Here is a 13,800-nt window from a genome sequence, read left to right as displayed (position 1 = left end):
CCCGCCCATGCCACATCTCTATCTCGTCGACGGCTCGGGCTATATCTTCCGCGCCTATCACCGCCTGCCGCCGCTCACCAACAAGCATGGCGAGCCGGTGGGTGCCGTCTATGGCTATACGACGATGCTGTGGAAGCTCGCCGACGAGCTGCACAAGGCCGATGGCCCGACCCACATGGCAGTCATCCTCGACAAGTCGTCACATACCTTTCGCAACGAGCTCTACGACCAGTACAAGGCGCATCGCCCGCCGCCGCCCGAGGACCTCGTCCCGCAATTCCCGATGATCCGCGACGCGACGCGCGCCTTCAGCCTGCCGTGCATCGAGGAGGAGGGGTGGGAGGCCGACGACCTGATTGCGAGCTATGCCAAGGCGGCGCTGGCGCAGGGCTGGCAGGTGACGATCGTCAGCTCGGACAAGGACCTGATGCAGCTGGTCGAGGACGGCAGCCTCGACCTCTACGACACGATGAACAATCGCCGGCTGGGGCGCGAACACGTCGTCGAGAAGTTCGGCGTGGGGCCGGAGAAGCTCGGCGACGTGCTCGCGCTGATGGGCGACAGCGTCGATAATGTGCCGGGCGTGCCGGGGGTGGGCCCGAAGACCGCGGCGAAGCTCATCCTCGAACATGGCGACCTGGAGGGCGTGCTCGCCGCCGCGCCCGAGATGAAGAAGGGCAAGCTGCGCGACAACCTGATCGAGCATGCAGAGATGGCACGGCTGTCGCGGCGGCTGGTCGCGCTGTCGTGCGACGTGCCGCTGCCCGATCCGCTCGATGCACTGGAGATGCAGGGCATTCCAGAGGCGCCGCTGCGCGCCTTCCTCGACCATCACGGTTTCCGCTCGCTGCTCGCCAAGCTGTCGGCGGTCGCCGACGCGCCGGTCGCCACCCCGACGGCACCCGTCGCGCAGGAGGAGGACCCGCCCTGCAACCATGACGGCTACGAGACCGTGGTGGACGAGGCGGCGCTCGACCGCTGGGTGACGGCCGCGCGGCATCAGGGCTGGATGGCGATCGATACCGAGACGACGGGCACCGATCCGATGCGCGCGGAGCTAGTGGGCGTCAGCATCGCGCTCCACCCCAATCTCGCCTGCTATGTGCCGATCGCGCATGGCGGCGCCGACATGTTCGCCGAGAAGCCCGTCCAGCTGCCGCGCGAGACGGTGCTGGCAAAGCTCAAGCCGCTCTTGGAGGACGAAAGCGTCCTCAAGATCGGCCACAATCTCAAATACGATTACATCATGCTCGCCCGCGCCGGCATCCGCGTCGCACCCTATGACGACACCATCGTCATGAGCTTCGATCTCGACGCGGGCCTCCACGGGCACGGGATGGACGAGCTGGCGGCGACGCACCTGTCGCACAGCTGCATCGCGTACAAGGACGTGGTCGGCACGGGGAAGAAGCAGCTCGGCTTCCACGAGGTCGATCTGAAGGCGGCCACCCGATACGCGGCCGAGGATGCCGACGTGACGCTGCGCCTCTGGCGGCGATTTAAGCCGCGGCTCCCCTATGAGCGCGCGACCACCGTCTATGAGCGGGTCGACCGCCCGCTGGTGCGCGTCATCGCCGAGATGGAGATGGCCGGGGTCAAGGTCGACGCGCCGACGCTCGCGCGGCTGTCGGAGCAGTTCTCCGGCCAGATGGCGGCGCTCGAGACCGAGATCCACGGCCTTGCCGGCGGCCCCTTCACGATCGGCAGCCCCAAGCAGCTGGGGGACGTGCTGTTCGACCGGATGGGGCTGAAGGGGGGGCGCAAGGGCAAGTCGGGCGTCTATTCGACCGACGTCAACGAGCTCGAGCGGTTGGCGGCCGAGGGCGTGCCGATCGCGCGGAAAGTGCTCGACTGGCGGCAGCTGTCGAAGCTCAAGTCCACCTATACCGACGCGCTACAGGAACAGATCAACCCCGAGACGGGCCGCGTCCATACGAGCTACAGCCTGACCGGTGCGCAGACCGGGCGGCTGTCCTCCACCGATCCCAATCTCCAGAACATCCCGATCCGCACCGAAACGGGCCGCCAGATTCGAGACGCCTTTGTGGCGGAGCCGGGCAACGTCATCCTCGCCGCCGACTATTCGCAGATCGAGCTGCGGCTGGCCGCGCACATCGCCGATGTCGATCCCCTGCGACAGGCGTTCGCGCGCGGCGACGACATCCACAGCCTGACCGCCACCGAGCTGTTCGGGGAGGTCAATCGCGACACGCGCGGTCGAGCCAAGACGATCAACTTCGCCATCCTTTACGGCATCAGCCGTTGGGGCCTTGCTGGGCGACTCGACGTGACGCCCGACGAGGCGCAGTCGATGATCGACCGCTATTTCGAGCGCTTCCCCGGCATCAACCGCTATATCGCCGACACGCTGTCGGAGGCGAAGGAGCGCGGCTACACGACGACGCTGTTTGGGCGGAAGACGCACTTCCCGCGCATCAAGGCCTCGAACCCCAACGAGCGCGCTGGGTCGGAGCGCGCCGCGATCAACGCGCCGATTCAAGGGACCTGCGCCGACATCATCAAGCGCGCGATGGCGCGGATGGGGCCGGCGCTGGCCGAGGCCGGGTTGCCCGATGTGCGGATGCTGATGCAGGTGCATGACGAACTCGTGTTCGAATTGCCCGAAGGTGACGTCGAGGCCGCCAGGCCGGTCATCGAGCGCGTGATGGCGACGGCGGCCGAGCCGCTGGTCGAACTGACCGTGCCCCTCGGCGTCGAGATTGGTGTTGGCCCGAGCTGGGGTGCGGCGCACTGACCCAAACTCGTCACCCCGGAACAAGTGCGGGGTGACGCACGGATTTGTTGCCCGTTTGCCGCAACCCGCCGCCAATCGCCGCTGAGGGCTTTGGCGCTGCTTCGCTTTCGCCTAGAGGCGGGCGAACGTGATCGCGCCTGCTGCCCCCACGCCGTCCGATGGCGCCGACGACGATATCGCGGCACTGGCAAAGGGCGGGCGCACCAACATCATCGGATTCGCGCTTCGGCTCGCCGCGCGGCTGCCCTTCCTGTTCATCGCCGGCCGCGTCTACGGCCCCGAGATCGTCGGCCGCTTCGCGATCGCGGTGCTGGTGGTCGAACTCGCCGCGCTGCTGGCGACGCTCGGCCTCAAGCGCGGCCTGGCCCAGGCGCTGTCCTCGACCGACCGGCCGCATGCGCACGTCGTCTGGGACGCGCTCGCCGTCGCGCTGATCCTGTCGCTGATCGCGAGTGCGGTGCTCTTCGTCTTTCCCGAGATCATGTACCCGAACAGCGAGGTGATCGGCCTCGAGCGCCTGCTGCCGCTCGTCGTCTTCGCGGTCGCCTGTTCGGACGTGTCGCTCGCCGCGCTCGCCTATCGTCACAACGTCAAGGCCGCCGTCACTGCGCGCGCGGTGATCGAGCCGTGGACGATCAGCATCGCCGCTTGGGCGCTCTCCTATGTCTCGTCACGCGACGGGCTCATCATCGCCTATGTGCTGTCGATGGCGGCGGCGCTCGCGGCGAGCATCGTGCCGTTCGTGAAGAGCTATGGCCTGCCCGCCGGCTGGCGCCCGCACCTGACACCGATGTTCGCGCTCGCCCGCGCCAACGCGCCGCTCGCGGGCGCCGATGCGATTGAGTGGGGGACGCGCAACGTCGACCGCTTCATCCTCGGCCTCGTCTTCCCGCCCGCGGTGGTCGGCATCTATTACATGGCGCAGCAGGTCGCGAGCCTGCCACAGAAGCTCAAGACCAGCTTCGACCCCGTGCTCGGCCCCGTCATCACCCATCGCCTGGCCGAGAACGACCGCGCGGCGGTGGCGGCGCAGATCCGGCAGGTCGGCTTCTGGATCATGGCGGCGCAGGCGGCGCTGGCGCTGATCGGCGGCATCCCGGCCGAGGGGGTGATGGGCGTGGTCGGGCCCGAGTTCGTGGCGGGCGCGGGTGCGCTCTGCTTCCTCCTTCTCGCCGAAGTGCTCGCGGCGAACGGCGCGGTGGCGGAGGCGGGGCTCGTCTATGTCGCGCGGCACCGCAACTTGATGCTCTCGATCGCGGTGATCGGGTTGCAGGTCGCGCTGACCTTCGTCCTCCTCTTCGTCGCGCGCAAAGCCGCCTGGCCGCAGGGCTGGGCGGCGGCGATGCCCGCGGTCGCGCTGGCGGTGTCGCTCGGCGTCGGCTCGATCCTCAAGTCGCGGTTGCTCGCCCGGCTCCTCGGCGCGCCGGTGTCGTCGTGGCGCTGGCCCTGGGTGTGGGCGGTGCTCGCGACCAGCGTGGTCGGCTGGGCATTCGTGCAGCTGCCGCCCGAGCTCGAATGGGCCGAGCTGATGATCGGCATCCCGGTGATGCTGCTCGTCTACGGCTTGGTCCTGTGGCGCTGGGCGTTCAAGCGCGAGGACCGGGCGCTGTTCGAGCGGAAGGCGCCCGCGGCCGAGTAGCTCTTACTGCGCCATCACCCGCTGCGGCGCTTCGCTGTCGTGATAGGCGACGACGCGAGCGACGACGTTCTGCATCAGCTTCTGCCGCTCCTGCGTGGGGCGGCTGGTGTCACCGATCATCACCGCGATCGAATAGGCGCGGCCGTCAGGCGCGGTAAGGATGCCGACATCGTTGAAGCCGGCGGTGCGGCCCATCAGGTCCTGTCCCGTGCCGGTCTTGTGTGCGAGACGCCAGCCCGGGGGCACGCTCGCGCGAAGGCGCGCATGGCCGGTGCGCGAGCTTTCCATCACGCCGATGAGATAAGCGGTCGACGCGGGCGAGAGGAGCTCGCCGCGACGCAGCTTGGTGAGCGCATTGGCGATCGCCGCCGCCGCCGCCCCGTCGATCGGGTTGGCGACATAGGAATTGAACGCCGCCTGCCGGACATTGGGCGGCAGCTTGGCGCGGGCCGCCTGGAACGCCCGGCCCATCGCGTAATCCTGTCGCCAGGTCAGGCCCGCGGTGCGGCTTTGAAGCAGGCGCTCGCCCGGCCCGAACTTGATCGCGCCCAGCGAATGGCGAGCGATATAGGCGTTGACCGCCGACGGCCCGCCGACATGGCGCAACAGCCGGTCGTTGGCGGTATTGTCGCTCATTGTCATTGCCCGGCGCATCAGTTCGCGGACCGTGGTGTTGTAGACGCCGTTCTTCAGCAGCGAGGCGATCGGCTGGTGGAACAGCGTCAGGTCGCTCCGGGTGATCGTGATCGGATCGTCGAGACGGACACGCCCCTGATCGACCTGGTCGAGCAGCGTCAGCGTGACCCACAGCTTGCTGACCGATTGCTGCGGCATCGGCACATCGCCGTTTTTCGAAACCATCCAGCCGGCGTCGATGCTCTTGACCGCAACGCCCACCTTGCCGCCGAAGCCCGCGACCAGCCTGTCGATGTCGGTAACGAGCGGGGTGGGGGCAGGGATGACCACCTGTCGCTGCGGCGCGACACTGTTATGCACATAGCCCGGCGGGAGCAGTTCGGTGATGCGGCCGTCCTGATGCTGGGGCGCGGCGCCGATCAGCGCCAGCGGCGCGAGCCCGCCAAGCGTCAATGCCCGTTCGATCACCGAGAAACGCGAAAGCACCATATCGTCCGACAGCCCCCCTGATGGGCGAAACCATGACGCAGCCGGGCCGATCGCGGCAACAGGCCGCACGTGCGGCTGCGACGAACCTGTCTAACCTAGCGACAGGACGTGAACAACCGCCGAACGTCCCGGCTTTTCAGGCGTTTTGGGCGCCCTGTCGGTCACGGGATGAGAATGGTGTCCTGCGGCGGCTCTACGGGCCGGGGATGATCGAGCGTGTAGTGCAGGCCGCGGCTTTCGCGCCGGTGAAGGGCCGACCGCACGATCAGCTCGGCCGACTGGAGCAGGTTGCGCAGCTCGATCAGGTCGGGCGTGACACGGAAATGGCCGTAATAGTCGGCGACCTCCTCCTGCAGCATCTTGATACGGTGCGCGGCGCGCTCGAGCCGCTTGGTGGTCCGCACGATGCCGACATAGTTCCACATGAAGCGCCGGATCTCGGTCCAGTTCTGCTTGATGACGACTTCCTCGTCGCTGTCGGTGACGCGGCTTTCGTCCCAGGGGCGGATTGCAGGCGGCGGCGGCAGCGCGTCCCAGCTGGCGGCGATATGCGCCGCCGCCGCCTCGCCATAGACGAAGCATTCGAGGAGCGAGTTGGAGGCGAGGCGGTTGGCGCCGTGCAATCCCGACTGGCTGACCTCGCCCGCTGCATAAAGCCCGGGCAGGTCGGTGCGCCCGTTGCGGTCCACGACGACGCCGCCGCACGTGTAATGCTGTGCGGGCACGACGGGGATCGGCCCGGTGGTCATGTCGATGCCGAGCCCGAGCAGCTTGGCGTGGATCGTCGGGAAGTGCGCCTTCACGAAATCCGCCCCGCGATGGCTGATGTCGAGATGGACATAATCGAGGCCGAAGCGCTTGATCTCGGCGTCGATCGCGCGCGCCACCACGTCGCGCGGTGCCAGCTCCAGCCGGTCGGCGTCGTAATAGGGCATGAAGCGCTTGCCCGTCTGCGGGTTGATCAGCCGCCCGCCCTCGCCGCGCACCGCCTCGGTGATGAGGAAGTTCTTGACCTCCAGATGGTAGAGGCAGGTCGGATGGAACTGCATGAACTCCATGTTGGAGACGCGCGCCCCCGCCCGCCACGCCATGGCGATGCCGTCGCCGGTCGCCCCGCGCGGCGCGGTCGAGAACATATAGGTGCGCCCCGCGCCCCCCGTAGCCAGCACCGTCGCCCGTGCGGTGTGCAGCTCGACCTTTCCGGTGGCGCGGTTGAAAGCGTAGACGCCCCAGACATTGCCCGCGCCCGAATAACGCAGCTCGTGCCGGCTGGTCGCCAGGTCGATTGCCACCATGTCGGGGACAAGCGTGATGTTCGGATGCGCCTCTGCTGCGCGGATTAGCGCCACCTGCACCGCCCAGCCGGTGGCGTCGTCGACATGGACGATGCGGCGATGGCTGTGCCCGCCCTCGCGCGTCAGGTGCCAGCCGTTCTTGCCGTCCTCGGCGACGTTGAAGGGCACGCCCAGTTCCGCCAGTCGCTCGATCGCGGCGGGCGCGCGCTCGACCACGAACTCGACCACGCCGCGATCGTTGAGGCCGGCGCCTGCAACCATCGTGTCTTCGACATGGTTCTCAAAGGTGTCGCCGGGTTCGAGCACCGCAGCGATCCCTCCCTGCGCCCAGGCGGTCGACCCTTCGTCGAGCCGCCCCTTGGCGAGTACGGTCACGCGGAAGCGGTCGGCGAGATTGAGCGCTGCGGTCAGCCCCGCCGCGCCCGAGCCGATGACGAGGACGTCGGTTTCAGCCATTGGCGGCGCGCGTCAGGTTGAGGAACACGTCCTCGAGGTCGGCCTCGCGGGTGGTCACATCGACGATGCCGTAGCCGCCGGCGGTCATCGCCGCGAGCACCTCACCCGCATTCGCGCGGTCCTTGCGATAGGTGATGGCTAGGCTGCGCTCGCCCACCGCCTCGACCTTTTCGAAGCACGCATTGGCGGGCGGCTCGGTCACGTCGCGGTCGAGCGTCACGACCACCTGCTTCTCCTGCGCCATGCCGATCAGCGCACGGGTGGGTTCGTTGGCGATCACCCGGCCATGGTTGATGATGGCGATGCGGTCGCAAAGCTCCTCCGCCTCCTCGAGATAGTGCGTGGTCAGCACCACCGTCACACCGCGCGCGTTGAGGCCTCGGACATAGTCCCAGAGCTGGCGGCGAAGCTCGATATCGACGCCGGCCGTCGGCTCGTCGAGGATGATGACGGGCGGCGAATGGACCATCGCCTTCGCGACCATCAGCCGCCGCTTCATGCCGCCCGACAGCGTCCGCGAATAGGCATTCGCCTTGTCCTCCAGCCCCATCGCGCGCAGCAGGTCGAGACTGCGGCGCTTGACCTTGGGCACGCCGTAGAAGCCGGCCTGGTTCTCCAGCGTCTCCAGGGGCGTGAAGAAGGGGTCGAAGGTGATCTCCTGATTGACGATCCCGATCGATGCCTTGGCGTTGCGCGGATGCGCGTCGATGTCGAAGCCCCAGATCGACGCGCTGCCGCTCGTCTTGGTTACGATGCCGGCGAGGATGTTGATGAGCGTCGACTTGCCTGCGCCATTGGGCCCGAGCAGACCGAACACTTCGCCCCGCGGTACGTCGAAGCTCACGCCGTCGAGCGCGCGCTTGCCGCCGGCGTAGGTCTTGCTGAGGTCGCGGATTTCGATGGCGGCTTCGGTCATGCGGGTGAGGTAGTCGCTCGGCTGTCGCAAGGAAACCACCGATCGTCACCCCGGACTTGAGCCCGGGTCTTGCTTTCTTGTTTGTGCCGCAGGCGAGCAGACGAAGCGGGATTCCGGATCAGGTCCGGGATGACGGCATTAGTTATCCGCTGTTCCTGAGCGCCGTCGCGATCGCGTTGATCGAGAGGAGGATGCCCTCGCCGATGCGCGGGTCGGCCTCGCCGGCGCGGTGGCGCTTGAGGAGCTCGATCTGGAGCAGGTTGAGCGGCTCGATATAGGGGAGGCGCAGCCGGATCGACGCCTCCAGCGCCGGGTTCTTTTCCAGAAGCCGCGTCTGGCGGGTGATCGTCAGCAGCCCGTCATGCGTCGCCTGCCAGCCCGACCGGATGCGCCCGAAGATCGCCTCGCGCTGCCCCGCATCCTCGACCAGTTGCGCATACCGTTCGGCGACGGCCATGTCGGACTTGGCGAGCACCATCTCCATGTTGGCGAGCGTCGCGGCGAAGAAGGGCCAGCCCGCCGCCATCTCTCGCAACAGACCCTTGTCCTCGAACGCCTCGATCGCGGCGCCGACGCCGTACCAGCCGGGCAGCATCACCCGCGCCTGCGCCCAGCTGAACACCCACGGGATGGCGCGCAGATCCTCGATCGCGTCGGATTTCTTGCGGCTGGCGGGGCGCGAGCCGATCTTGAGGCCGGAGATTTCGGCGATCGGGGTCATCTGACGGAAGAATTGCCGGAATCCCTCGGTGCCGTAGACGAGGTCGCGATAGGCCTTGAAGGCGGTGGTCGACAATTCGTCCATCGCCGCGTGGAAGCGCGCGGCGTCGTCCGCCGACAGCTGCTCGGGCTCGAGGCTGGCGAGCAGGGTGGCCGACGTGACGGCCTCCAGATTGGCCATCGCGCTTGCGCGCGTGCCGTACTTCGCCGCAATCACCTCGCCCTGTTCGGTGATGCGGATGCGGCCCTGGACGGTGCCGGGCGGCTGTGCCTGGATCGCCGAGAAGGACGAGCCGCCGCCGCGCCCGACCGAGCCGCCGCGGCCGTGGAACAGCTGCATGCCGACTCCCGCCGCCTCGAACACCGGCGCCAGCGCCGCCGACCCGCGCGACAACTGCCAGGTGGAGGTGAGGTAGCCGCCGTCCTTGTTCGAATCCGAATAGCCGATCATCACTTCCTGGTGCCCGCGCGCAGTCGCGGTCGCGGCGATCTCCGGCAGCGCCAGATAGTCGCGCATGATGTCGGCGCCCGCCTCGAGGTCGGCGACGGTTTCGAACAAGGGCACGACCATCAGATGCGAAGTCGGAGGATCGCCGGGCACCCACAGCCCCGCTTCCTTGAGCATCAGATGGACCTCGAGCAGGTCGCTGACCGACTGGGCCATCGAGATGACGTGCTGAGTGATGCACTGCCGGCCGTAGCGCGCATGGGCGGCGGCAGCGGCGTGGAGGATGGCGAGCTCGCCCGCGGTCTCCTCCGAGTAATCGGCATAGGGGCTGGTGAGCGGGCGCGGGCTGGCGAGTTCGCGGCGGAGCAGCGCCACGCGCGCGGCCTCGTCCAGCGTCAGATAATCCGCCTCGACCCCGGCGGCCTTGAGCAGCTCGGCGACGACGCGCTCATGCACTGCCGAGTTCTGGCGCAGGTCGAGCGTCGCGAGATGGAAGCCGAAGATCTCGACTGCGCGGATCAGCCGACCGAGCGCGCCGCCGGTCGCCAGCACCCCCTCGCCCGCCGAAGACAGGCTGCGGGCCACGGCGACGAGGTCGTCGCGAAGCTCGCCCGGCCCGGCATAAGGCTCGCCCGTCAGCGCGCCGGGGCGCGGGGCGGCTTTGCCGACGAGCTGGCGATGCGTCGCGGCGAGACGGGCGTAGATGCCCGACAGCGCGCGGCGATAGGGCTCGTCGCTGCGGCTGGCGGCCGAATCGCCGCTTGCGTCGGCCAGCCGTCCGACCTCGCCGTTCACCCTGGTGATCTCGGTCGAGATCGACAGCTCGGCACCCAGCGCATGGACCGCATCCATATAGTGGACCAGCGCCGTCTCCGCCGCCCGGTCGAGCGCGCGGGTGAGCGATTCGGCGGTGACATAGGGATTGCCGTCGCGGTCGCCGCCGATCCAGCTGCCGCAGCGCAGGAAGGCGGGCAGCCGCTCGCCCATCGCCCGGTCCCAGCGCGCGTAGAGTGCGGGCAGCGCAGGGAGGAACACGTCGCGCAGGTACGAGAGTGCGGTCTCGACCTCGTCGGCGACGTACAGCCGCTCGCGCCGCAGCACGCGCGTCTGCCACAGGAGCGCGATCTGGCGCACCAGCGCCTCGTCGATGCGGTCGCCGTCCTCGGTCTCTTCGAGCCCGCGGTCCTGCAACGCCATCAGCTCGGCGATGCGGTTGCGGTGGTCGATCATCGACTTCCGCCGCACCTCGGTCGGGTGCGCCGTAAGCACCGGGACGATCAGCGCGTGGTCGAGCAGCGCCAGCACCCGGTCCTTGCCGATCCCGTGTTCGGCGAGCGTGCCGAGCGCATGGGCGACGTCCGCCCCCTCCTCGCGCGCAATCCCCTGCCGATCCTCGGCGAGGTTTGCGAGCATCGAGAAGAGCATGAAGCCGCGGACGAAATCGAGCGTCTCGTCGAGCGTCAGCCGCTCGAGGCCGGGATCTATCGCGTCGGCGCCGGCGACGCCGCGATGCCGATCGACCGAGGTGGCGCGGATATATTCGATGCGCTTGAACAGCGCCTCGCCGCCATAGGCGCGGATGACGTCGCCCAGCATCCGGCCGAGCAGACGGATGTCGGGATTGTTCGCGATCGGGGGAAGCGTGGCCATAACCGCTTGCTGCACCGCAGCGGGTCGGGGGTCAACGCATCAATGCGAATGCGCGCCGACGCCCGTGCGCAATTCAGTTGCGGGCGACGAGGCTCATGATGACGCGCGCAGTGCCGCGACCGACGATACCGAGTTCGCGGGCGGCGGCTTTGGACAGGTCGATCACGCGCTTGCCGGCAAAGGGTCCGCGGTCGTTGATGCGGACGATGACGCTGTTGCCGGTAAGCGCGTCGGTGACGCGGACGAGGCTGCCGAAGGGCAAGGTGCGGTGCGCGGCGGTCAACGTCTCGGGATCGCACTTTTCGCCGCTAGCGGTGCGCAGGCCGGCGATCTCGCGGCCGAAGAAACTGGCAAGCCCTTCGCCCACCTTCTCGATCACCGTGTGTGTTTCGGCCGCGGCAGGCGCCTCCTCGGCCCAGGCGGGCGTGGCGGCGAACAGCGCGAGCCCGGAACCGAGCACGACGATCGATTGTTTCAACGGCACATGCGGTCCCCCATGACACCCGCGATGCCAGGCGGGCGGATGGTGACTAGCATGACGCTTCGATGACTGCCTGAACGGCGCCATCGTTTCGCCGCCGGAATCCAACCGGCGATCCGAAAAGCGCAAGGTGGCGTTAAGCTTTGAACGCGGTTTCGCGACTCCCGCATCTTGTCGATCGCGCCTAGATCGACGTGCAGTGAGCGCTGAGTCCCCGCCCGTCCGCAAGATCATCCATGTCGATATGGACGCCTTCTATGCGTCGGTCGAACAGCGCGACGCGCCCGAGCTTCGCGGGCGTCCGCTGGCGGTCGGGCATGGCGAGGCGCGGGGCGTCGTCGCGGCGGCGAGCTACGAGGCGCGGGCCTTCGGCGTGAAGTCGGCGATGCCGTCGGTCAGCGCAAAGCGGCGCTGTCCCGAGCTCATCTTCGTGCCGCCGCGTTTCGAGGTGTATCGCGCGGTCAGCCAGCAGATACACGCCATCTTCGCGCGCTACACCGACCTCATCCAGCCGTTGTCGCTCGACGAGGCGTATCTCGACGTCACTGCCGATGCCCGCGGGCTGGGCACCGCCTGGGCGACGGCAAAGGCGATCCGCGCGGCGATCGCCGAGGAGACCGGGCTCACCGCCTCGGCGGGCATCTCCTACAACAAGTTCCTCGCCAAGCTCGCTTCGGACCAGAAAAAGCCCAACGGCCAGTTCGCGGTGACGCCCGAAATGGGTGCCGAGTGGGTCGCCGGGCTGCCGGTCGAGCGCTTCCACGGCGTCGGCCCGGTCACCGCGGCCAAGATGCGGCGGCTGGGGATCGAGCGCGGCGTCGACCTCGCGGCCAAGTCGCTCGCCTTCCTGGCCGAACATTTCGGCAGCTCGGCCGACTGGTATCACGGCATCGCCCGCGGCATCGACCACCGCCCGGTGGAGTCCAATCGCGTGCGCAAGTCCTCCGGGTCCGAAACGACTTTTGCGCGAGACCTGATCGATCCTCTCGAAATCGAGGCTGCGGTCGCGCAGCAGGCCGAGGAGGTCTGGAACTGGTGCGTGTCGCGCGGCCGCTATGGCCGGACCGTGACGGTCAAGGCGAAATATGCCGATTTCCGCCAGGTGACGCGCAGCCGCAGCACCCCCGCGCCAGTGCGCGACCGCGACCAGCTGCTCGCCACCGCCCGTGCGCTGATCGGTACGCTGTATCCGCTGACGCTCGGCCTGCGCCTCGTCGGCGTGACCGTTTCGGGCTTTCCCGCGGAGGATGCGGTCCCGTCGCTGTTCGACTAAACCCGCTTGTCGCCGCGCGAGCGATCTGCGAAATCAGATTTGTCAGACAAGCCGAGATAACGGCAGAGGGAGAGTCGAGTTGAGCCACGCCATTGCGATCGTCGGCCTGGGAAAGATCGCGCGCGACCAGCATCTGCCGACGCTTGCCGCCAGCGACAAGCTGCACCTGGCGGGCATCGTCAGTGGCCATGCGCGGGACGAGGACGTGCCCGTCGCCGCAACGATCACCGAACTGAAGGCTCAGGTTCCCGACCTCGCCGCCGTGTCGCTCTGTACCCCGCCAATGGCGCGCACCCCGCTGATCGAGGAGGCGCTGGGCCTCGGCCTCGACGTCATGGTCGAGAAGCCGCCTGCCGCGACCGTCAGCGTCGCCGAGCGCTATTCCGGCATGGCCCGCGACGCCGGCCGCGCGCTCTACCTCACCTGGCATTCGCGCGAGGCAAGCGCGGTCGAACCCGCGGCGCAGTGGCTGGCCGGCAGGAGCCTCCACCGCATGTCGATCGCGTGGAAGGAGGATGTTCGCGTCTGGCACCCCGGACAGGAATGGATCTGGGAGCCGGGCATCGGGGTGTTCGACCCCGGCGTCAATGCGCTGTCGATCCTGACGCGGCTGTTACCCGGCACCGAACTCCATGCCGCAACGCTGAAGTACCCCGCCGATCGCGAGGCGCCGATCATGGCCGACCTGACGATGGCGCATGGCAAGACCGCGATCGAGGCGGCGTTCAGCTTCGACCAGCGCGGGCCGCAGACCTGGACGATGACGCTCGAGACCGACGACGGCGTCGCCGAACTGCGCGAGGGCGGCGGGCGATTGTTCATCGACGACGCCGAGGTCGCCGTGCCCGAAGGCACTGAATATGGCCGCCTATACGCCCGGTTCGCCGACATGATCGGCACGGGCGCGATCGACGCCGATCTTTCGCCCTTCCGCCTCGTCGCCGATGCGTTCATGCTCGGCCGTCACGAGCGCGTCGGCGCGTTCCGCTGGGACGACTGACCGCCTTCAACCCGACCATATAGTCCGACAGCATCTTCAGGA

At 68.2% G+C, this 13,800-nt stretch carries 9 protein-coding genes; 4 read left to right on the top strand and 5 right to left on the bottom strand.

Translation table 11 applies throughout. The features are described from left to right. Positions 1 to 7: 7 nt before the first annotated feature. A complete protein-coding gene (gene polA / locus COC42_RS09495) occupies positions 8 to 2,755 on the top strand; it encodes a DNA polymerase I (protein ID WP_096342867.1) in 2,748 nt (915 codons plus the stop codon). Between the two features lie 127 nt (positions 2,756 to 2,882). Next, positions 2,883 to 4,394 carry a lipopolysaccharide biosynthesis protein gene (locus tag COC42_RS09490; RefSeq protein ID WP_245843963.1) on the top strand — a complete coding sequence of 504 codons (1,512 nt, stop codon included), beginning with the start codon at positions 2,883 to 2,885 and terminating at the stop codon, positions 4,392 to 4,394. A 3-nt stretch (positions 4,395 to 4,397) separates the two neighbouring features. On the opposite strand, the gene COC42_RS09485 is transcribed toward COC42_RS09490, so the two are convergent. The 5 genes from COC42_RS09485 to COC42_RS09465 form a co-directional block, all read right to left on the bottom strand. Next, positions 4,398 to 5,516: a serine hydrolase gene (locus tag COC42_RS09485; protein ID WP_245843962.1), complete on the bottom strand. Its 1,119-nt coding sequence runs from the start codon at positions 5,514 to 5,516 to the stop codon at positions 4,398 to 4,400. Between the two features lie 164 nt (positions 5,517 to 5,680). Next, positions 5,681 to 7,270, bottom strand: coding sequence for an L-aspartate oxidase (gene nadB, locus COC42_RS09480; protein ID WP_096342865.1), 1,590 nt, complete (start codon positions 7,268 to 7,270; stop codon positions 5,681 to 5,683). After that, positions 7,263 to 8,186: an ABC transporter ATP-binding protein gene (locus COC42_RS09475; protein ID WP_096342864.1), complete on the bottom strand. Its 924-nt coding sequence runs from the start codon at positions 8,184 to 8,186 to the stop codon at positions 7,263 to 7,265. The genes nadB and COC42_RS09475 overlap by 8 nt, the downstream gene beginning before the upstream one ends. A 142-nt stretch (positions 8,187 to 8,328) precedes the next feature. Then, the gene (ppc, locus tag COC42_RS09470; protein ID WP_096342863.1) at positions 8,329 to 11,004 is read right to left on the bottom strand and encodes a phosphoenolpyruvate carboxylase; all 2,676 of its coding nucleotides are present in this window, start codon (positions 11,002 to 11,004) and stop codon (positions 8,329 to 8,331) included. A 73-nt stretch (positions 11,005 to 11,077) separates the two neighbouring features. Continuing rightward, positions 11,078 to 11,488 carry a septal ring lytic transglycosylase RlpA family protein gene (locus COC42_RS09465; RefSeq protein WP_245843961.1) on the bottom strand — a complete coding sequence of 137 codons (411 nt, stop codon included), beginning with the start codon at positions 11,486 to 11,488 and terminating at the stop codon, positions 11,078 to 11,080. 241 nt (positions 11,489 to 11,729) lie between these two features. Here COC42_RS09465 and dinB point away from each other — a divergent pair, with 241 nt between their 5' ends. Next, positions 11,730 to 12,758 (top strand): DNA polymerase IV, encoded by a 1,029-nt coding sequence (gene dinB, locus COC42_RS09460; RefSeq protein WP_096343214.1) that lies wholly within the window; start codon positions 11,730 to 11,732, stop codon positions 12,756 to 12,758. A gap of 79 nt (positions 12,759 to 12,837) precedes the next feature. Then, positions 12,838 to 13,758 (top strand): Gfo/Idh/MocA family protein, encoded by a 921-nt coding sequence (locus COC42_RS09455; RefSeq protein WP_245843960.1) that lies wholly within the window; start codon positions 12,838 to 12,840, stop codon positions 13,756 to 13,758. Positions 13,759 to 13,800: the final 42 nt, after the last annotated feature.

This window comes from Sphingomonas spermidinifaciens (assembly GCF_002351485.1).
Taxonomy (GTDB): Bacteria; Pseudomonadota; Alphaproteobacteria; order Sphingomonadales; family Sphingomonadaceae; genus Sphingomonas; species Sphingomonas spermidinifaciens.
This window is presented reverse-complemented; position numbering and strand designations above follow the sequence as displayed.